Source organism: Ensifer aridi, assembly GCF_002078505.1.
GTDB lineage: Bacteria > Pseudomonadota > Alphaproteobacteria > Rhizobiales > Rhizobiaceae > Sinorhizobium > Sinorhizobium aridi.
Genome location: NZ_LUAV01000034.1, coordinates 35,544 through 55,228 on the forward strand (window position 1 = coordinate 35,544; position 19,685 = coordinate 55,228).

At 63.3% G+C, this 19,685-nt stretch carries 15 protein-coding genes; 8 read left to right on the forward strand and 7 right to left on the reverse strand.

Translation table 11 applies throughout. The annotated features are described in order from the left end of the window. Nucleotides 1-35 precede the first annotated feature (35 nt). From AYK65_RS25120 to AYK65_RS25140, 5 genes are all read right to left on the reverse strand, one after another. Nucleotides 36-626 carry a VOC family protein gene (locus AYK65_RS25120; RefSeq protein ID WP_081161742.1) on the reverse strand — a complete coding sequence of 197 codons (591 nt, stop codon included), beginning with the start codon at nt 624-626 and terminating at the stop codon, nt 36-38. 136 nt (nt 627-762) lie between these two features. Then, on the reverse strand, nt 763-2,901 hold the full coding sequence (gene scpA, locus AYK65_RS25125) for a methylmalonyl-CoA mutase (protein WP_081161744.1): 2,139 nt from the start codon (nt 2,899-2,901) through the stop codon (nt 763-765). Between the two features lie 180 nt (nt 2,902-3,081). Beyond that, the gene (locus AYK65_RS25130; RefSeq protein WP_046117247.1) at nt 3,082-5,085 is read right to left on the reverse strand and encodes an acetyl-CoA carboxylase biotin carboxylase subunit; all 2,004 of its coding nucleotides are present in this window, start codon (nt 5,083-5,085) and stop codon (nt 3,082-3,084) included. A 29-nt stretch (nt 5,086-5,114) separates the two neighbouring features. Next, complete coding sequence (locus AYK65_RS25135) at nt 5,115-5,381, reverse strand: hypothetical protein (protein WP_046117246.1); 267 nt, start codon at nt 5,379-5,381, stop codon at nt 5,115-5,117. A 35-nt stretch (nt 5,382-5,416) separates the two neighbouring features. Further along, nucleotides 5,417-6,949 (reverse strand): acyl-CoA carboxylase subunit beta, encoded by a 1,533-nt coding sequence (locus tag AYK65_RS25140; protein WP_046117245.1) that lies wholly within the window; start codon nt 6,947-6,949, stop codon nt 5,417-5,419. Between the two features lie 140 nt (nt 6,950-7,089). Between AYK65_RS25140 and AYK65_RS25145 the strand changes: the two genes are divergently transcribed. The 5 genes from AYK65_RS25145 (at nt 7,090) to AYK65_RS32625 (ending at nt 12,879) form a co-directional block, all read left to right on the forward strand. Continuing rightward, entirely contained in the window at nt 7,090-8,508 is a 1,419-nt protein-coding gene (locus AYK65_RS25145; RefSeq protein WP_046117244.1) for a helix-turn-helix domain-containing protein, read from the forward strand. Nucleotides 8,509-8,634: 126 nt separating this feature from the next. After that, nucleotides 8,635-9,777, forward strand: a complete 1,143-nt coding sequence (locus tag AYK65_RS25150; protein ID WP_081161747.1) for an isobutyryl-CoA dehydrogenase — start codon at nt 8,635-8,637, stop codon at nt 9,775-9,777. A gap of 12 nt (nt 9,778-9,789) precedes the next feature. Then, nucleotides 9,790-10,893: an enoyl-CoA hydratase/isomerase family protein gene (locus AYK65_RS25155; RefSeq protein ID WP_081161749.1), complete on the forward strand. Its 1,104-nt coding sequence runs from the start codon at nt 9,790-9,792 to the stop codon at nt 10,891-10,893. A 28-nt stretch (nt 10,894-10,921) separates the two neighbouring features. After that, a complete protein-coding gene (gene mmsB / locus AYK65_RS25160) occupies nt 10,922-11,818 on the forward strand; it encodes a 3-hydroxyisobutyrate dehydrogenase (protein ID WP_081161751.1) in 897 nt (298 codons plus the stop codon). Between the two features lie 413 nt (nt 11,819-12,231). Next, complete coding sequence (locus tag AYK65_RS32625; RefSeq protein ID WP_172402070.1) at nt 12,232-12,879, forward strand: hypothetical protein; 648 nt, start codon at nt 12,232-12,234, stop codon at nt 12,877-12,879. 179 nt (nt 12,880-13,058) lie between these two features. Here AYK65_RS32625 and AYK65_RS25170 read toward each other — a convergent pair whose 3' ends face one another. Together AYK65_RS25170 and AYK65_RS25175 are read right to left on the reverse strand one after the other, a co-directional pair. After that, the gene (locus AYK65_RS25170; protein WP_046117240.1) at nt 13,059-13,808 is read right to left on the reverse strand and encodes an SDR family oxidoreductase; all 750 of its coding nucleotides are present in this window, start codon (nt 13,806-13,808) and stop codon (nt 13,059-13,061) included. Between the two features lie 409 nt (nt 13,809-14,217). After that, entirely contained in the window at nt 14,218-14,970 is a 753-nt protein-coding gene (locus AYK65_RS25175) for a carbonic anhydrase (RefSeq protein ID WP_026616494.1), read from the reverse strand. A gap of 408 nt (nt 14,971-15,378) precedes the next feature. Between AYK65_RS25175 and AYK65_RS25180 the strand changes: the two genes are divergently transcribed. From AYK65_RS25180 to AYK65_RS25190, 3 genes are all read left to right on the forward strand, one after another. Beyond that, the gene (locus tag AYK65_RS25180; protein WP_026616495.1) at nt 15,379-16,461 is read left to right on the forward strand and encodes a substrate-binding domain-containing protein; all 1,083 of its coding nucleotides are present in this window, start codon (nt 15,379-15,381) and stop codon (nt 16,459-16,461) included. 78 nt (nt 16,462-16,539) lie between these two features. Beyond that, nucleotides 16,540-18,795, forward strand: coding sequence for an ABC transporter permease (locus AYK65_RS25185; RefSeq protein ID WP_081161753.1), 2,256 nt, complete (start codon nt 16,540-16,542; stop codon nt 18,793-18,795). Next, nucleotides 18,788-19,573: an ATP-binding cassette domain-containing protein gene (locus AYK65_RS25190; RefSeq protein WP_046117239.1), complete on the forward strand. Its 786-nt coding sequence runs from the start codon at nt 18,788-18,790 to the stop codon at nt 19,571-19,573. The genes AYK65_RS25185 and AYK65_RS25190 overlap by 8 nt, the downstream gene beginning before the upstream one ends. Nucleotides 19,574-19,685: the final 112 nt, after the last annotated feature.

A 19,685-nucleotide genomic window follows, 5' to 3' on the forward strand; every position in this document is an offset into this window, starting at 1 on the left:
CCGTTGCAATCGCCATGAAACCGAACGAACTGGACTCATGGCGATCCATATGGGTCCTTCGGCGACCGATCGGCCGACAGCGTCGGTCGCGAGCGCTCGATCAGCGTTTCGATCGCATCGGCGAGATGCACTTCGGCGATTGCGTAGTCGCCGCGGGCGACGCGGATCTTGTGTGCCTCCATCAGCACCTCGGCATGACTGTGGCCGGCCGGCGGTTCGAAGCGATAGGAGGCGAGCTCGATCAACAAGCCGAGCGGGTCTTCGAAATAGATCGAATCCATGAAGCCGCGATCCTTGACGCCGCCATGCTTGATCTCCCGCTCGGTCAAACGCTCGACCGCCTGTTGGAACGTGGCGCGCGAGACGGCGAAGGCGATGTGATGCACGCAGCCGATATCCGTCGGCGTGCGTTTCGGGTCGGGTTTGCGGTTCTCGTCGGTGAAGACGGTGATGAGGCGGCCGTCGCCCGGATCGAAATAGAGATGGCTTTCCGACGCCCTGTCGAGATTCGGCTGCTCGAAGACGAAGGGCATGCCGAGGATGCCTTCCCAGAAGTCGATCGATGTCTGGCGGTCCGCGCCCACCAAGGTGATGTGATGGACCCCTTGCGACTGAAGCTTCCGCATTGCCGTCCTCCCGGATTTGATCCCCCAAGCAGGATCCGTCGCCGCCGCGCGCGGCCTTGCTGTCGGTCCGTTCGCGCGTATGCCGCTCGATCGATTCTCTCCTGTACTGGAGAGAAGGCAAGCATCAATGCGGGGTTCAGACGTTCCGCCGCTTGCCTTCGATGAGGTCGAGCACCGCGCGGGCGGCATCGAGCACATGGGTGCCGGGACCGAAGACAGCGGAGACGCCGTTATCCATCAGATACTGATAATCTTGCCGCGGAATGACGCCGCCGCAGACGACGATGATGTCCTCGCCGCCGCGCTTCTTCAGCGCTTGCGCCAGTTGCGGCATCAGCGTCTTGTGGCCGGCGGCGAGCGAAGAGACGCCGACGACGGTCACCTCTTCGGCGAGCGCCAGGTCGGCCGCCTCTTCCGGCGTCTGGAACAGAGGCCCGGCGACGACGTCGAAGCCGATATCGCTGAAAGCCGAGGCGATCACCTTGGCGCCGCGGTCGTGGCCGTCCTGGCCGAGCTTCGCCACCATGACCTTTGGCTTCTGGCCGAGCCGCTTAGCTACGTCGTGCAGTCGACCGGAAAGCACTCCAATCTCCGGGTCGCCTTCATAGGCCTTGCCGTAAATGTCGGTGACGACTTCCGGGACGGCGGTGTAGTCGCCGAAGGCCTCACGCATCGCATCGGAGATTTCGCCGACGGTCGCACGCGCCCGCGCCGCCTCGATCGCCGCAGCGAGCAGATTCCCCTTGCCGCTTTTTGCCACTTCTGTGAGTGCCCTCAGTGTCTCCTTGGCCTTCTGCGAGTCGCGGCGACGTTTGGTCTCCTCGATGCGCTTGATCTGTGCCGTTCGGACTGCGGCATTGTCGATCTGGAGAATGTCGATCGGCTGCTCATCTTCGAGCCGGTACTTGTTGACGCCGACGATGACCTCCTCGCCACGGTCTACCGCCGCCTGGCGGCGCGTCGCCGCCTCCTCGATCAGCCGCTTCGGCAGGCCGGCATTGACCGCCTTGGTCATGCCGCCGAGCGCTTCCACTTCCTCGATCAGCGCCCAGGCCTTTTCGGCAAGTTCGTTCGTCAGGCTTTCGACGTAATAGGAGCCGGCGAGCGGATCGACGACCTTCGTCACCCCGGTCTCATGCTGCAGGATCAGTTGCGTATTGCGGGCGATGCGGGCGGAGAAATCCGTCGGCAGCGCGATCGCCTCGTCGAAGGAATTGGTGTGAAGCGACTGCGTGCCGCCGAGCACCGCCGACATCGCCTCGAAGGCGGTGCGGATGATGTTGTTGTAGGGATCCTGCTCGGCAAGCGAGACACCCGAGGTCTGGCAATGGGTCCGGAGCATCAGCGAGGACGCCTTCTCGGGTTTGAACTCCTTCATGATCCGCGTCCAGAGGAGCCGCGCGGCGCGCAGCTTCGCCGCTTCCATGAAGAAGTTCATGCCGATCGCGAAGAAGAAGGAGAGCCGCCCGGCGAAATCGTCGACGTTCAAGCCTTTGGCGAGCGCGGCGCGCACATATTCGCGCCCGTCGGCAAGGGTGAAGGCAAGCTCCTGTACCAGCGTCGCACCGGCCTCCTGCATGTGATAGCCGGAGATCGAGATCGAATTGAACTTCGGCATCTCCTTCGCCGTATATTCGATGATGTCGGCGACGATGCGCATCGAGGGCTCCGGCGGGTAGATATAGGTATTGCGGACCATGAACTCCTTCAGGATGTCGTTCTGAATGGTCCCGGAGAGTTTTTCGCGCGAGACCCCCTGTTCCTCGCCGGCGACGATGAAAGAGGCGAGGATCGGGATCACCGCACCGTTCATGGTCATCGAGACGGAGATTTTTTCGAGCGGGATGCCGTCGAAGAGGATCTTCATGTCCTCGACCGAATCGATCGCCACTCCCGTCTTGCCGACGTCGCCCTCGACGCGCGGATGGTCGCTGTCATAGCCGCGATGGGTGGCGAGGTCGAAGGCGACGGAGACACCCTGCTGTCCGGCGGCAAGGTTTCGGCGGTAGAAGGCGTTGGACGCTTCCGCCGTCGAAAAGCCGGCATATTGCCGGATGGTCCAGGGCCGCCCGGCATACATGGTTGCGCGTGGGCCGCGCACGAAGGGCTCGAAGCCGGGTAGCGAGCCGAGATGGCCAATGCCGGCAAGGTCGTCCTGCGTGTAGAGTGGCCTGACGTCGATGCCTTCCGGCGTGTGCCAGACGAGGCTTTCGGGGGAGGCTTTCAGCTCCTTTTCGACGAGGGCTTCCCAGTCTTTGGTGGTTTTGTCGGTCATCGGTCCACTCCGAATAGATTCCAGTCGCGGCAGCTTGAGCCCCTCATCCGGCTGCCGCCACCTTCTCCCCGCGCGCGGGGAGAAGGGACATGCCGTGCCGCCCAAGTCCCCTCTCCCTGCTCGCGGGGAGAGGGCTAGGGTGAGGGGCAAGCCGCAAAGATGACGGGCCTGGCTTGCGCATCACTCGAACTCCATGATCAGCTCGTCCACGGCCAGGCTTGCCCCGGCATCGATTGCCACGCGTTTCACCGTCGCGCGCCTCTCCGCCCTCAGGATGTTTTCCATCTTCATTGCCTCGACGACGGCGATCGCCTGTCCTGCCTCGACGGTGTCGCCCGCCTTGACCGCGATCGAGGTCACGACGCCCGGCATCGGGCAGAGCAGCATCTTCGAGGTGTCCGGCGGCGATTTCTTCGGCATCAGCCGGGCAAGCTCGGCAACGCGCGGGCTCCTCACCCGCGCCAAGACGTCGATCCCGCGCCAGCGCAGCCGGATGCCGGTTCCGACGAGATCGACCTTCACGGCCATTTGATGATTGTCGATGTTGAAGGTGGCGAGCGTGCGGCCCGGCACCCAATCGGTAGCGGCCGAAATGGTGCCGCCGCCCGCGAAACGGATGTAGGTGCCATCGGCCGAGGCTTCGACCGTCAGCTCGAATGCGCGTTCGCCGAGGCGCGCCACCCATTGGTGGCCGACAATGCGGCGATGGTTGCCGATCGTGCCGGAAATCTGGCTGGCGCGTTCCTGCAGCGTCTGGTTGATCGTCACCGCCACTGCGGCGAGCTTTCTCGCCGATGCCTCATCCGGTTCCACGCCGCGGAAGCCGTCGGCAAATTCCTCCGCGATATAGGCGGTAGTCAGCCGCCCCTCGCGGAAACGCTCCTGCTGCATGACGGCGGAAAGGAAGGGGAGGTTGTGTCCGATGCCCTCGACCTCGAAAGCGTCGAGCGCATCCGCCATCGCCTCGACCGCCGTCGTCCGGTCCGGCCCCCAGGTGCAGAGTTTGGCGATCATCGGATCGTAGTACATCGAGATCTCGCCGCCTTCGAAGACGCCGGTGTCGTTGCGGATGACGGTGCTATCCTGTCGACGCCCTTCCTCCGGCGGCCGGTAGCGCGTCAGCCGGCCGATCGACGGCAGGAAATTGCGGTACGGGTCTTCGGCGTAGAGCCGGCTTTCGATCGCCCAGCCGTCGAGCTTCACGTCCTTCTGGCCGAAAGAGAGCTTCTCGCTGGCCGCGACGCGGATCATCTGCTCGACGAGATCGAGGCCGGTGACGAGCTCCGTCACCGGGTGCTCTACCTGCAGGCGGGTGTTCATTTCGAGGAAATAGAAATTGCGTTTCGCGTCGACGATGAATTCGACCGTGCCGGCCGAATGGTAACCGACCGCCTTGGCAAGTGCCACCGCCTGCTCGCCCATGGCGCGGCGCGTCTTCTCGTCGAGGAAGGGCGAGGGCGCCTCCTCGATGACCTTCTGGTTCCGCCGCTGGATCGAGCATTCGCGCTCGCCGAGGTAGACGGTGTTGCCATGCTTGTCGCCGAGCACCTGGATCTCGATATGGCGCGGCTCGGTGACGAATTTTTCGATGAAGATGCGGTCGTCGCCAAACGAGCTCTTCGCCTCGTTCTTCGACGACTGAAAGCCCTCGCGCGCCTCGCGCTCGTTCCAGGCAATCCGCATGCCCTTGCCACCGCCGCCGGCCGACGCCTTGATCATCACGGGGAAGCCGATTGAGGAGGCAATCCGCACCGCCTCGTCGGCGTCCTCGATCAGTCCCATATGGCCGGGAACGGTCGAGACGCCGGCTTTCGCTGCCAGCTTCTTCGAGGTGATCTTGTCGCCCATTGCCTCGATCGCCTTGACCGGCGGGCCGATGAAGGTGACGCCCTCCTTCTCGAGCGCCTTGGCGAAGGCGGCGTTTTCGGAAAGGAAGCCATAGCCGGGATGGACGGCATCGGCGCCGGTATTGCGCACCGCGTCGAGGATCTTGTCGATGACGATATAGGACTGGCTGGAGGGCGAGGGGCCGATATGGACGGCCTCGTCCGCCATGCGCACATGCATGGCGTCGCGGTCGGCATCGGAATAGACGGCGACGGTCGGAATTCCAAGCTTCTTAGCGGTGCGGATCACGCGGCAGGCGATTTCGCCACGATTGGCGATGAGGATTTTCTTGAACATGCGTTTCTCTTTGAGTCCTTTCCGTCGCGTCAGCGCCTGAATTTCCGCCGGTAGGGCAGCAAGGCAATCGATGAGGCTGCCGCCGCGCCGCCAAAAATAAGCGCGAAAGGGACAAGCACCATGGCTGTAGCCAGCAGGGGATCGGTGGAGCGTGTGATCAGTGTGCCGACCGAGCCGATGTCGAGCCAGATCAGAGCCCCAGCGGTAGCCACACCGACGAGCACGCCGTAGAGGCAGTTGAGGGCCATGTAGCGCAGCATCTGCCCATGATCGCGGCGGGCGGCTTCAGGCGTCATTACTGTTTCCGGCTCCGGCCTCATGGCGCGCTCCGTCAGAGCGGGATCGTGTCGTGTTTGCGCCAGCGGGTCTCGACCTGCTTGTTGCGCAGTGAAGCGAAGGCGCGGGCGATACGGCGGCGTGATGAGTGCGGCATGATCACCTCGTCGATGAAGCCGCGCTCGGCGGCGACGAAGGGGTTGGCGAAGCGCTCCTCGTATTCCTTTGTCCGCGCGGCGATTTTGTCGGGGTCGTCGAGTTCGGAGCGGTAAAGGATTTCGGTCGCGCCCTTGGCGCCCATTACGGCAATCTCGGCCGTCGGCCAGGCATAGTTGACGTCGGCACCGATGTGCTTCGAGGCCATGACGTCATAGGCACCGCCATAAGCTTTTCGCGTGATCAGCGTCACCATCGGCACGGTCGCCTGGCTATAGGCGAAGAGCAGCTTGGCGCCATGTTTAATGACGCCGCCATATTCCTGGGCGGTGCCCGGAAGGAAACCCGGAACGTCGACGAGCGTCAGGATCGGGATCGAGAAGGCGTCGCAGAAGCGCACGAAGCGCGCGGCCTTGCGCGAGGAATCGATGTCGAGGCAGCCGGCGAGCACCATCGGCTGGTTGGCTACGACGCCGACCGACCGGCCCTCGATGCGGATGAAGCCGACGATGATGTTGCGGGCGAAGCTCGCCTGCAGCTCGAAGAAGTCGCCCTCGTCGGCAATAGCGAGGATCAATTCCTTCATGTCGTAGGGCTTGGCAGCACTGTCCGGGATTAGGCTGTCGAGCCGCATTTCGATGCGCGCGGGATCGTCGTGGAAGGGCCGGACCGGCGGCTTCTCGCGGTTGTTCAAGGGCAGGAAATCGAAGAGCAGCCGCACGTGCTCAAGCGCTTCGATGTCGTTCTCGTAGGCGCCGTCGGCGACGGAGGATTTCGTCGTGTGCGTGCGGGCGCCGCCGAGCTCTTCCGCCGTGACGATCTCGTTCGTCACCGTCTTCACGACATCGGGGCCGGTCACGAACATGTAGGACGAATCGCGCACCATGAAGATGAAATCGGTCATCGCCGGCGAATAGACGGCACCGCCGGCGCAGGGTCCCATGATGACAGAGATCTGCGGAATGACGCCCGAGACCTCGGCATTGCGGCGGAAGACCTCGGCATAACCGGCAAGCGATGCGACGCCCTCTTGAATGCGGGCGCCGCCCGAATCGTTGAGGCCGATCACCGGCGCGCCGTTTCGCGCCGCCATGTCCATGATCTTGCAGATTTTCTGGGCATGCGTCTCGGAGAGCGAGCCGCCGAGCACTGTAAAGTCCTGTGAAAAGACATAGACCTGCCGGCCGTTGATCGTGCCCCAGCCGGTGACGACGCCGTCGCCAGCGATCTTCTGGTTCTCCATGCCGAAGTCGACGCAGCGGTGCGTCACATACATGTCGTATTCTTCGAAGGAGCCTTCGTCGAGCAGCACGTCGATGCGCTCGCGGGCCGTCAGCTTGCCCTTGCCGTGCTGTGCGGCGATGCGGCGCTCGCCGCCGCCGGCCCGCGCCTCGGCGCGGCGGGCCTCAACCTGTTCCAGTATCGCGCGCATCGGTCTCCTCCCGTTTTATTTGATTGTGCAGAGGCTTCTCGGCCTTCGCAATAGCGCCGAAGGCTGGATGGCAAAACAGCCGATGATGTGCAAATGTGGAACATATAAAAATGTGAAACGCAAATTGCGAAGTTGCGAACATGGCGATCGGCAAGCTCTATATCGGCCGCAAAGTCAGAGACCTCCGGGAAGCGAAGCGGATGACGCAGGGGCAGTTCGCCGAGCGGATTGGCATCTCGACGAGCTACCTGAACCAGATCGAGAACAACCAGCGGCCGGTCTCCGCGGCAGTGCTGCTGGCGCTCGCTGAGAAGTTTCAGATCGACATTGCCGAGCTCTCGTCCGGTGAAAGCGACCGGTTGCTGTCGGCGCTCTCGGAGGCCTTGAGCGACCCCTTGTTCGAGACCTATTCGCCGAGCCTGCAGGAGCTGAAGCTCGTCACCCAGAACGCGCCGGGGCTGGCGCATGCGCTGATTGCCTGCCATCAGGCCTATCGGCGTAACAGCGAACAGCTCGCGAGCATCGACGACACGATCGGCCGCGGCGCGTCCTTCGTCGAGACGACCCCTTACGAGGAAGTGCGCGACTTCTTCCATTTCGTCGACAACTATATCCACGAGATCGACACCGTGGCCGAAGCGCTTGCAGGCGAGCTGGGCCTTGGCGATGGCGACAACCACGCGGCACTTGCGAGCTATCTCGAGGAGCGGCATGGCGTGCGCGTCGTGCGCGGAGCGGCCGGCGACGAGGCGATCCGCCGCTTCGATCCGCGCGCCCGCATCCTGACCATCAACCCTTATGCACCCGCGGCCACGCGCGACTTCCAGCTGGCGCTGCAGATCGCTCAGCTTCACGCCCGCGAGGAGATCGACCGGGTGGCCGGAAGCGCCGGTTTCCGCACGGAAGAGGCCTACGAGATCTGCCGCATCGGCCTGCAGAACTATTTCGCCGGCGCGCTGATCCTGCCCTATCAACCGTTCCTGAAAGCCGCGCGCGAATTGCGCCACGATATCGAGCTGCTTGCCGGCCGTTTCGGCGCGTCGCTGGAGCAGGTCTGCCACCGGCTTTCGACGCTGCAGCGGCCGGGGCAGAAGGGCATACCGATCTTCTTCGCGCGCATCGACCGGGCGGGCAACATCACCAAGCGCCACAGCGCCGCCAAGCTGCAATTCGCCCGTTTCGGCGCCGCTTGCCCGCTCTGGAACGTGCATCAGGCGTTCGAAACGCCGGGCCGGATTATCCGCCAGCTCGCGGAAACGCCGGACGGGGTGCGCTACCTCTGTCTCGCCACCCAGATCACCAAGGGTGGTGGCGGCTACCGCGCCGCCCATCCACGCTACGCGCTCGCGCTTGGCTGCGAGATCTCCTATGCCGATGCCTTCGTCTATGCTGATGACATGGACCTCGGCAACCGCGCCGCCTTCGATCCGATCGGCATCTCCTGTCGCATCTGCGAGCGCACCAAATGTGCAAGCCGCGCCGTGCCGCCACTCAAGCGTAAGCTGATTGTCGATCATGACATGCGGGGCGCTCTGCCGTATCGTTTGAGCGAGAGGTGAGCCGCCTCGTTCTCTCGATCTGTTCGTTTTTGAACAGATACTGTGAGAATTTGCGTCTGTGCCTGTGCGATGTTTGATGTAACTACAGCGCCACAGCATCAATATGCGGGTCAGGGAGGACAGCATATGGATTTTCGCCTGTCGGAGGAGCAGCAAGCCATCCGCGCGATGGCGTTCGATTTTGCGCGGGATGAGCTCGCGCCCCACGCGATCGATTGGGATCAGCAGAAGCATTTTCCGGTGGAGACTTTGCGGGCCGCCGCGGCGCTCGGAATGGCCGGCATCTACGTCCGCGACGACATCGGCGGCACGGGCTTGGCCCGTCTCGATGCCGCGATGATCATCGAGGCGCTTGCAACCGGCTGCCCCTCGATCGCTTCCTTTGTTTCGATCCACAATATGTGCGCCGGCATGATCGATCGCCATGGCACGGAGGAGCAGCGCCAGCAGCTTCTTCCGCCGCTCTTAACGATGGAGACGCTCGCGAGCTACTGCCTGACGGAGCCTGGTTCCGGCTCGGACGCGGGAGCGCTCAAGACCAAGGCAGTGAGGGATGGTGACGGCTATCTCCTGACCGGTCAGAAGCAGTTCATTTCCGGCGCCGGCGAATCCGGTCTCTACATCGTCATGGCGCGCACCGGCGAGGAGGGGTCAAAGGGCATTTCCGCCTTCGTCGTCGAGAAGGATGTGCCGGGCCTCACTTTCGGCGCCAACGAGAAGAAGATGGGCTGGCACGCCCAGCCGACCCGTGCAGTGATGCTCGACAATGTCCGCGTGCCGGCGGAGAACCGGCTGGGAGCGGAGGGCGAAGGCTTCAAGATCGCCATGGCCGGACTCGATGGTGGCCGGCTCAATATCGCCGCAGCCTCGCTCGGCGGCGCGCAGGCCGCGTTCGATAAGGCGCTCGCTTATGTCCAGGAGCGGCGTGCCTTTGGGCGTGCTATCGGCGAATTCCAGGCGCTGCAGTTCCGTCTCGCCGACATGGCGACGGACCTCGAAATCGCCCGCACCTTCCTCTGGCGGGCGGCCGCCGCGCTCGATGCGGGAGACCCGGAAGCGACCAAGCTCTGTGCGATGGCCAAACGGTTCGTCACCGACCGCTGCTTCGCCGTCGCCAACGACGCGCTGCAATTGCATGGCGGCTATGGCTATCTCGCGGACTACGGCATCGAAAAGATTGTCAGGGACCTGAGGGTGCACCAGATACTCGAAGGCACCAACGAGATCATGCGGCTGATCGTGTCGCGCGCCATCACGGGACGGAAATAGGAAGGATTTTCGATGGAGATGCAGCCCACGCTTCCCGAGATCATTGTCGAGCAGCAAGGCGCGATCGGCAGGCTGCGGCTCAACCGGCCGCGCGCGCTGAACAGTCTCAACCTGGCGATGATCCGGGCAATTGCCGCGGCGCTCACCGAATTCGAGCGTGACCCGACGATCGCGGCAGTGCTCATTACCGGCGAGGGCGAGCGTGGGCTCTGCGCCGGCGGCGATATCCGCATGATATATGAGAGCGGCCGCGAACGTCCCGAGGAGGGAGCGCAATTCTGGCGCGAGGAGTTCATCGTCAACAGCCGTATTTCCGGCTATGCCAAGCCCTATATTGCGATCATGGACGGCATCGTCATGGGCGGCGGGGTCGGCGTTTCCTCCCATGGCAGCCACCGGATCGTCACGGAGAGGACGCGGCTCGCCATGCCGGAGACGGGGATCGGTTACTTCACCGATATCGGCGCCACCTGGCTCCTGCCGCATGCGCCCGGCGAATTCGGTACCTATCTCGGATTGACCGGACGCGATATCGGCGCTGCGGCGGCCATCCATGCTCGGCTCGCCGACAGTTTCGTTCCCTCGCATAGGTTGGGCGAACTCATTGCGGCCCTTGGCTCGCTCTCCGCCTCGGCCACAGCGGAGGATATCTCGGAGACCATCCGTGCCGTCTCTAGCGAAGCGCCGGCTTCGCCGCTCCTTGACCATGTTGCGCTCATCGATCGCTGCTTCGTCTTCGACACGGTCGAGGAGATTCTCGGCGCGCTGGAGAAGGATGGTTCGGACTTCGCCCTCGAGACGCTTGAGCTCTTGAGGAGCCGCTCCGCGATCAGCCTCAAACTGACGCTCTCGTTGCTGAGAGCCGGGCGCGCGAGCCGGACGCTCGATGAGTGCCTCGAGCGGGAATATGCGGCGACGCTTGGCATGCTCTCCAACCCGGATTTCTACGAGGGCGTGCGCGCCGCCGTGATCGACAAGGACCGCAATCCCAAATGGTCGGTCGGCCTGTCGGAAGTGACGCCAGAGAAGCTCGCGCGGTTCGGCAGGAACGACGGCGCGCCGCTTTTTGCCCGGGGGGGCAGGGCCAGGCGTAATGCGGCTGACGGGCGTTTGTGACATGATTTGAGGTGAGGAGGAGAGGCATATGACGAAGATCGCCTTTATCGGGCTTGGCAATATGGGCGGACCGATGGCCGCCAATCTGGTGAAGGCGGGCCATGCGGTTACCGGCTTCGACCTGTCGGAAGCCTCGCGCAATGCTGCCGCGAAGACGGGCGTTTCGATAGCCGGCTCGATCGCTCAAGTCGTGCGCGAGACCGAATGCGTCGTCACCATGCTGCCGGCAAGTTCGCATGTTCTCTATGTCTGGGATGAGCTGCTCGGCTTCGTCGACCCGGGAACGCTTTTAATCGATAGCTCGACTATCGATGTCGAAAGCGCGCGCAAGGTCCATGGATTCGCCGACAAGGCGGGCTGCCCCTCGCTCGATGCGCCGGTTTCCGGCGGCACTGCGGGAGCGGCGGCGGGCACGCTCACCTTCATGGTCGGCGGCAGCGACGGGGCCTTTTCTCGCGGCAAGCACATTCTCGAAGCCATGGGCAAGAAGATCGTCCATTGCGGCGATGCCGGTGCGGGGCAAGCCGCGAAAATTTGCAACAACATGATCCTCGGCGTCTCCATGGCCGCCGTATGCGAGGCCTTTGTCCTCGCCGAACGGCTCGGTCTTTCGCATCAGGCGCTTTTCGACGTCGCCTCGACTTCGTCGGGCCAGTGCTGGTCTCTTACGAGCTATTGCCCGGTACCCGGCCCGGTGCCGACTTCGCCCGCCAATAACGACTACAAGCCCGGCTTCACCGCGAGCCTGATGCTGAAAGACCTGAAGCTGTCGCAGCAGGCCGCCAGCGCGAGCGGCGCAGCGACGCCAATGGGCGCGCAGGCGGCGCAGCTCTACAGCCTGTTCGAGAAGCTCGGCCATGGCGGCGAGGACTTTTCCGCTCTGATCCGCATGCTGCGCGGCAACGAAGAGGCGAAGGCAGGATAGCGCCTGCGGGATCGATGGAAGGCGATTGCGCTCCTTCGCTGTGGCGAGGCAGAGCCAGGTTGGTCGCGCTTCCTTCGAGCAGGTAACTGTCACTCAGAGCAGCGACTGGCCAAGCCAAGCGGCGGCAACACGCACCTGATCACGAATTCAGGTCACCGAGATCATGAACGTGATTGATTCTAAAGAGTTGTTGGGATGCGGGCGGAAAACCGAATAGACTTTCCTCGTCCCGCTCCAGTGACCGGCTACCGCCGATAATCCGGTCTTTGGTCCTTCAAGTTACCTCATCAAGCCAAGCAATCAGCGCATTCAGAGGACGCGATCGCTCCGTCTCTTTGCGCCACGCAACTTAATGCCGGGAACATTGCGCGAGATTGTGCATTTGAGAGTGTACTAATTTAGGGAGAACAAAAATGCGCACTCTAGAGGCACTTCTCACGACTTCCAGCCTGACATTGATGTCAGCCGCTTTGCTTGCGTCGGCGGCCCCCGCGAAAGCCCAAGAGGTCGAGCGGCCGGTGCTGACGGCTGCGCAGTGCAGCCCCCTTACAGAGGGTAACTATGAACGCTGCTGCGTGGCGCTGAACCGGGCCGACATCCTCTCGGCGGCAGAAATCGCGCAATGCCCACCGCTGACCACCGCGCTGATCCAGTCGGTGTTAAGCGACGAACGGGGCGACGACCGCGACGGCAACGACGACGATGACACGGGCGGCAACCCCGGCGGTAATCCCGGCGGCAATCCCGGCGGCAACCCCGGCGGCAATCCCGGCGGCGGCGATGATGATGACGACGACGACAACGGCGGCGGCGACGACGATGACGACAACGGCGGCGGTGACGACGACGACAACAACGGCGGCGGCGACGACGATGATGACAACGGCGGCGGCGGTGACGACGACGACGATAACGGCGGCGGCGATGACGACGACGACAATGGCGGCGGCGACCATGACGACGATGACAACGGCGGCGGCGACCACGACGACGATGACAACGGCGGCGGCGACCATGACGACAACGGCGGCAGCGCCAACGACCGTAGCGACGACGACTAAGCTATTGCACCGAGTGATCCGCGGGTGTCCAGGCCTGCTCCGCAGGGGGACACCCGTCACCCTGGCGACAAACTAACACGCGCAGTCGCGTCAGCTCCGGCTGGCGCGACTTGCTTATTCATTCTCTCAAAAGCGCGGAGGGTCGGAGCAAGGTTCCGGATTGGGGCCGGCGCCCGGCTTCACATCTGCACGGTCATCCCGCCGTCGACGGTGAGCGTGATGCCGTTGACGAAGCTTGCCGCCGGCGAGGCGAGGAAAACTGCGGCCGGGGCGATCTCCTCAGGCCGGCCCCAGCGCTTCAGCGGAATGCGGATGTCGACGAAGGCCTTAAGCGCCGGGTCGGCTGCGAGATGCGCATTGGTCTCGGTCGCAAACCAGCCGGGCGCGATCGCGTTGACCGTCAGATTGTCGGCGCCGAGCTCGACGGCGAGCGAGCGCGTCAGCGCCGAGAGCCCGCCTTTGGCCGCCGTATAGGCGGGGTCGCCCGCCCGCGCCGCGAAGGCCGCGATCGACGTTACGAAGATCAGGCGCCCAGCCGTCGAGCGCCGCAGATAGGAGAGCGCAGCTCTCGCGATAGCATAGGCGGCGGTCAAATCGGTATTCAGCAGTGCCGCGAATGCATCCGGGCCCATCGCTTCGGTGCCGCGGCGGTCTCGTTCGCCGACCGCGTGGATGAGGATGTCGAGCTGGCCCGTCTTCTCGGTGGCGTCGGCAATGATGCTCTCGACGTCCCGCGTGATATCGCCCGCCGCGATCCCGACCGCAACGCCCTCGCGGGCGAGTCGCTTCTGTGCGTCTTCGAGGCTTTGCCGGTTGCGACCGTTGATCACCGTCCAGGCTCCGGCCCGTGCCAGGGCCTTGGCCATTTCGAGGCCCAGTCCGCGCCCGCCGCCGGTCACCAGCGCGGTCTTTCCGTTGAGGTCGAACATCGTTGTCCTCGCTGCTTCAATCATCGAACCGCGGGATGGGGCCGGTTTCTCGCACTGGACTTCTGCAGCGGACGGCGTCATGGTTCACATTCTCAGAACGACGCTGGAAATCCCTCGAGAGACTGGCAAGAAACCGTGCCTGGACACAGTGATAATGTTGTGTGTTGCTTTTGCAGAAAACAACTTCCCTTCAGCAAGACTGTCAAACTCGAAGTTCATTCAACAGAAATGGGAGAGGAGAGGCAAGAGTTGTTCTGTCATGCGGCCTGCCTCTCGAAAAGCGGTGTCACCAGCAATACCACTCCATCCCGATCTTCGAGACTAAGAGTTGGCGAAGCGCCGTTCGCAAGCGCGCCTAGGGAGCACCCCGGCGGCGATGCGCCGCCGAGGTGCCTGATTGCTCCAATGATCAGCTGGAGCTCAAAACGTAACGCCGATTGGCGGAAAGCGCCGGACGCGCATTCATCGAATAGAGCGCAGTGAACTTCTTGATGTCGGCGGGATCGACCTCGATCGGTTCCATCGCCACCATCCAGTCCACTATCTCGCTGCAGGGCGGGGTGGTGAGCGATCCTTCATAGGCCCAATATTTGAGCGAGGAGGGCAGGAGGCCTTTCGCATCGATGGAGTCGAGCGCGGCTTCCTCGCCGGCCTTCTGCGGGAATTTCGCCGCAAGGCTCGCGAAGGTCGCGTTGGCCGCGCCGGGCGCCAGAAAGACGCCGAGCACGCCGAGCGCACCCGTTTCGGCGTGCTTATGGACGAAATGCACCTCCATCGGGAAGCTCTTGCCCTCGACCAGATGTTCGCTCGGGGCGTGGAAGTGGTATTGCACCAGATCGTAGGTCTTGTCGCCGCGCTTGAGCGTGCCGCCGGGGGCAGCCTTTACCTGGATTGTGTGGCCGTTGTTGAGGATCGTGCCGCCGCTCTTCCAGTCCGTCGCGAGGTCCGGGATATCGGCCTTGATGGCGCCAGTGATGTCGATGGGGGATTGCTGCGAGCCGGCCGAGCAGGCACCGTTCTCCTCGCCCAAGGAACCCCAGTGCTCGGGACCCTCTTCGCCTTCGTAGCTCCAGTGCACGCCTTCGGCGGCGAATGCCGTCTTGACGCAAAGCGGGCACGCGGCAAGAAGAGCCAAACTCCTGAGGAAATTACGTCTTTCCATTCATATTCCCTTTCGAATGAGCACGAGCCGAAAGCGCCCGCGGGGGCGGGATGTTGTGCGTCCGAACCTGTCGAACAACTGTCAGAAGAACGCGCTTCAAAAAAGCTTGCGCAAAATGGATAGCGCTCGCGGCAGGGGTCCTTCGCCGGAGAAGGAGCGCCATCCTCATTTGTAACACTTTTCGCCATTTACTTGCGCCGGATCTGCGCAGAGAATAGCGCATGGGAGGAAGCGTTCGGCGCCCTCTCGACAAAAGCGCTCGAACGCCTTTCGCCCGCTAAATAATAGAGCGGGAGGGGGCGATGTGTCCGCGGTTTCCACCCCGATCCCACTCTATCCAATGGGAAGCGATCACGTGAGGTTCCGGATTTTCCAGCCGGAGTCACGGTGATCCGAGGGAGGAAAGCAATGAGGCGAATTCTGCTCTGCGCGGTTTCGGCCGCGGCGTTATCACTCGGCGTTTCATCTGCACTGGCGCAATCGGGCAGCGTCGAGAAAGCCGTCGGGGGCTATAGCTTCGACGAGGCGGCCAAGGAAGCTCCGGAAACCAAGAATTTCCATTCGGCTGACGGTCACCTGACCTTTGCAATCGTGACGCACACGGCCGGCAACGGCTTCTTCGATCCGGTCTATGTCGGGGCGAAGGTGGCCGGAAACATGATCGGCGCCACGATCCTGCTGCTCGGTTCGGAATCGCCGGTGGACGATCCGGCCCGCGAGATCGAAATTCTGAACCAGATCGTCCGAGATCCGACCATCGACGGCATCATCATGACGACGCCACAGGTCGGCGCCTACAACGACATCGTCAAGGCGGCGGAGGCGGCCGGCATTCCGATCGCCACGACGAACTCCTATGACGGCACGCTCCTCAACCGCAACGGCATCAGCCACACCGGCCAGGATGCTTCGGCCGCCGCGATCGGTGGCGAGGCGCTTGCCAAATGCGTGCTCGACAGTGGCAAGACCAGCGGCACGATCGTCCTGCCCTCGTCGACCGCCATGGGCAACATCGAGGTGAACAATCGCGTCACCGCCGCCTTCAATGCCATAGTCAAGACGCTGAAGGACGCCGGCAAGCTCGATGCCTTCAAGGTCGATGCAGGTCCGGAAAATGTCGGCATCGACACCAACCCCAACGATCCGGTCAACGCGCTCGTTTCGCTTTTCGAATCGCGCGGCGACGTGGTCGGCGCTTTCACGGCCAACAACGTCTTCACGCCGCCGCTCGTCAAAGCGGTGGAGCAGATGGGCTGGACGAACAAGTTCTGCGCTTACGGCTTCGATCTCGGGCCGGCGCAGCAGGAAGGCATTGCCGCCGGCAATCTCACCGGTTCCCTGGGACAGCAGCCTTTCCTGCAGGGCTTCTGGCCGGTGATGCAGCTTTACCTGCAGATCGACCGCGGCATCTCGGCCGCCAATCTCGACACGCGCGCTCAGCTGGTGACCAAGGAGACGGTCGGAAAGGTCGGCAAGCGCTTCGAGAATTGAACGGACCCGAAACTCCGGAGCGGGGACAGCGAAGGCAGCGCTCACCGCTCCGGTATTGGGCAGCAAGCGGAAGACACCATGGTCACGGCCAAGACGACTTCGCTCGGACGCCCGCCGCCGCAACTGGCAGGCGGCTGGGAGATCGGGCTCCTCCTGTTCCTCGTGCTGATCTACCTCGGTGGAGCTGTCGTCAATCCGACTTTCTTCGGGTCGACCGAGGCCCTTCACGCGCTGCTGCGGGATACCTCAAGGGTCGGCATCATTGCGGTCGGCATGACCTTCGTCATCGCCAACAAGGACCTCGATCTTTCGGTCGGTTCCACCTACGGGCTGATCGCGGTCGTCTTCGCGAGACTCTTCGCCTCCAGCTTCCTTGACCTCGGCATCGCCACGACCGTCGTCCTTTGCCTGCTTCTCGGGGCTGCGATCGGCCTCCTCAACGGCGTGCTCGTCACGCTCCTCAAAGTGCCGGCTTTCATTGCGACGCTGACGATGCTCTTCATCGGTCGCGGATTCGTGCTGGCGCTGACGCACGGCCAGGCGATCTATTATTCCGGCAAGGCCAGGGATTACCCGCTCTTCTTTCACTTCGGCGAGACAAATATCTTCGGTTTCAACAACCAGATCGCGATCTTTTTCGTCGTCGCGATCATTGGCGCCTATGTGCTCGCCAAGACCCGCTGGGGTTACGAGACCTTTGCGACAGGGGGTAACGAGCAGGCGGCGGTTTATGCCGGCATCCCGACGAACTGGGTGCGCGTGCGCGCCTATCTGATCTCGTCTCTTTCGGCCACCCTCGCCGCGCTGATGGCAGCGGCGCAGGATAAGGGCGTGACGCCCCTCTACGGCGTGAGCTGGGAGCTCACCGTCATCGCGTCCGTCATCATCGGCGGCGCGTCAATCGTTGGCGGCCGCGGGAAGGTCATCGGCTCGTGCCTCGGCGCCGCACTGGTCGTGCTGATCGACAAGGTGCTGCGCGAAGGTTGGCCAATCACGCGCAGCGTCGTCATCGAAGGTGAGGTCATCGAGGTCAGCGCCAGATACACCCTGCCCGCCGGCGCTGTCCTGGTTTTCCTCGGCCTCCTTCTCGTACTCGCCGTCCTCATCGAACCTTACCTCATACGTCGGCAATGGGCCGGCCGTTTCTGGGCTTGGCTGCGTCGACGCCCGCCGCCGGCGGCGCTCGAAACGGGCGGAGTGGCGTTAGAAGCTGTCCAGACCAAGGGGGCGATGGCGGCCGACATGGAGTTTTCGGCCAAGGGGCTCGGCACATTCCTCGCCCGTCGCGATGCGCTTGCCATTATTCTGACCGCCGTGCTCTGGCTTACGGGGCTTGCGCTTCGTCCGGACTACTGGTGGACGCTCTCGAACACCTTCGCCATTCTGCTCAACTATACCGAGCTGGCGCTGATCGCGGTCGGCCTGACCTATGTGATCGCAGCCGGCGACATCGATCTGTCGGTCGGGGCCGTGCTTGCGCTTGCCGGTAGCACGGCGGCCTATTTCCTGAAGGTGCTGGGCGCCGATCCCATGACGGCGATCGCGATGGGCCTTACGGCGGGGATGATCGCCGGGCTTGTCAACGCCACGCTCGCGATCGGTTTCAAGCTGCCCTCCTTCATCGCTACGCTCGGCATGTTCTACATCGCCCGCGGTCTCGCCGCCTGGCTCGTTGCCGGCCGGCAACTGACCGGCTGGAGCGAGACGTACAATCTCATCGGCCGCAAGGTGAACGATGTTCTCCTCTATTTCGGCATGTCGCTGTCGCCCGGACTTCTCCGCGCGATCGCCGAGGTCGTCAGCGTCCAAACGCTTTGGATGTTCCTCGTCGCCGTCGTTGCCGGCATCGTGCTCGCCTATACGCCCTTCGGGCTCAAGGTCTGCGCTACTGGCGGAAACTTGCGCGCCGCGGCCTACGCCGGCATCGACACCAACCGCGTGCGCTTCCTATCGCTCATGCTGGCGGCGCTCTGTGCGACAATGGCCGGCATCATCAACATCGCCTATTTCCGCAGCTTCAACCCGGTCGCCGGCCAGTTCCGCGAACTCGATGCGATCGCCTCGGTGATCATCGGCGGCGGCTCTATCTTCGGCGGCCACGGCAGCATGATCGGTTCGCTTGCGGGCGCCGCCGTCATCACGCTTGTGCGGGCGCTGTTGCAGTTGAACGTGCAGGGCTTCAGCATGCCGCAGCACTGGATCAACGTCTTCATCGGCGTCATCCTCATCGTCGCGGTGCTGATCGACATCTGGGTGCGCCAGGCAAACATACTCGGCAGGCTTAGAGCGCGGATCGCAAAACGCGCACCAACGGGAGCAGGCACGTATGGCTGAGGCGACATCCGAACCGATCGTCGAAATGCGAGGCATCGAGAAGGCTTTCGGCGCCGTGCAGGCGCTGCGCAACGTCGATCTCATCCTTTATCCAGGCGAGATCCTCGGCCTTGTCGGCGACAATTCGGCTGGCAAATCGACGCTGATGAAAATCTTGACGGGTGCCTACCAGCGTGATGCCGGCGAGATCCTCGTCGCGGGCACGCCGGTGCAGTTCAAGAGCCCGCATGAGAGCCGCGACGCCGGCATCGAGATGATCTACCAGGATTTCGCGCTCTGCGGGAACATGGATGTCGGCCAGAACATCTTCCTCGGCCGCTGGCCGCTCAAAGGTCCCTTCGTCGATCGGCGGGCGATGTATCAGGAGGCCGATCGCGTGCTGAAGCGCCTGAAGGTGGACGTGAACTCCGTCTATCAGAAGGTCGAGAGCCTGTCGGGCGGGCGCCAGCAATCCGTTGCGATCGCCCGCGCCATTTCCTTCGAGCCGCGTGTCGTGATCCTCGATGAGCCGACCGCCAATCTTTCCGCCATGGCGACGGAGCGGCTGCTCGAAACCATGCTCGAACTCAAGCGCCAGGGGGTCGCCCAGATCATCATCTCGCACCGGCTGGTCGACATCTTCGCCGTGGGTGATCGTGTGATGGTGCTCAAACGCGGCGAATATGTCGGCGACCGCTACATCAGGAACACCGATGAACACGAGGTGCTGGAGATCATCGTTTCCGGCACCCGCGAGACGGCGCTGACCGCCGACGAGGCAAGGCAGAGTCGGGCGTGAGCGTGGCTTGAACGCCAGGCAGCGCGTTCATATCTCCTTCCTGGAAGACGGTGATGCCGGTCCGGTCTTAAGCTACCCGGCTGGCCATCATGAAAGTGCCTGCGCACGCCGG

Bases quoted from the DNA above. Each gene is read 5' to 3' on its own strand.
- AYK65_RS25120 (WP_081161742.1), bottom strand. From the start codon at position 626: ATGCGGAAGCTTCAGTCGCAAGGGGTCCATCACATCACCTTGGTGGGC.
- scpA (WP_081161744.1), bottom strand. From the start codon at position 2,901: ATGACCGACAAAACCACCAAAGACTGGGAAGCCCTCGTCGAAAAGGAG.
- AYK65_RS25130 (WP_046117247.1), bottom strand. From the start codon at position 5,085: ATGTTCAAGAAAATCCTCATCGCCAATCGTGGCGAAATCGCCTGCCGC.
- AYK65_RS25135 (WP_046117246.1), bottom strand. From the start codon at position 5,381: ATGACGCCTGAAGCCGCCCGCCGCGATCATGGGCAGATGCTGCGCTAC.
- AYK65_RS25140 (WP_046117245.1), bottom strand. From the start codon at position 6,949: ATGCGCGCGATACTGGAACAGGTTGAGGCCCGCCGCGCCGAGGCGCGG.
- AYK65_RS25145 (WP_046117244.1), top strand. From the start codon at position 7,090: ATGGCGATCGGCAAGCTCTATATCGGCCGCAAAGTCAGAGACCTCCGG.
- AYK65_RS25150 (WP_081161747.1), top strand. From the start codon at position 8,635: ATGGATTTTCGCCTGTCGGAGGAGCAGCAAGCCATCCGCGCGATGGCG.
- AYK65_RS25155 (WP_081161749.1), top strand. From the start codon at position 9,790: ATGGAGATGCAGCCCACGCTTCCCGAGATCATTGTCGAGCAGCAAGGC.
- mmsB (WP_081161751.1), top strand. From the start codon at position 10,922: ATGACGAAGATCGCCTTTATCGGGCTTGGCAATATGGGCGGACCGATG.
- AYK65_RS32625 (WP_172402070.1), top strand. From the start codon at position 12,232: ATGCGCACTCTAGAGGCACTTCTCACGACTTCCAGCCTGACATTGATG.
- AYK65_RS25170 (WP_046117240.1), bottom strand. From the start codon at position 13,808: ATGTTCGACCTCAACGGAAAGACCGCGCTGGTGACCGGCGGCGGGCGC.
- AYK65_RS25175 (WP_026616494.1), bottom strand. From the start codon at position 14,970: ATGGAAAGACGTAATTTCCTCAGGAGTTTGGCTCTTCTTGCCGCGTGC.
- AYK65_RS25180 (WP_026616495.1), top strand. From the start codon at position 15,379: ATGAGGCGAATTCTGCTCTGCGCGGTTTCGGCCGCGGCGTTATCACTC.
- AYK65_RS25185 (WP_081161753.1), top strand. From the start codon at position 16,540: ATGGTCACGGCCAAGACGACTTCGCTCGGACGCCCGCCGCCGCAACTG.
- AYK65_RS25190 (WP_046117239.1), top strand. From the start codon at position 18,788: ATGGCTGAGGCGACATCCGAACCGATCGTCGAAATGCGAGGCATCGAG.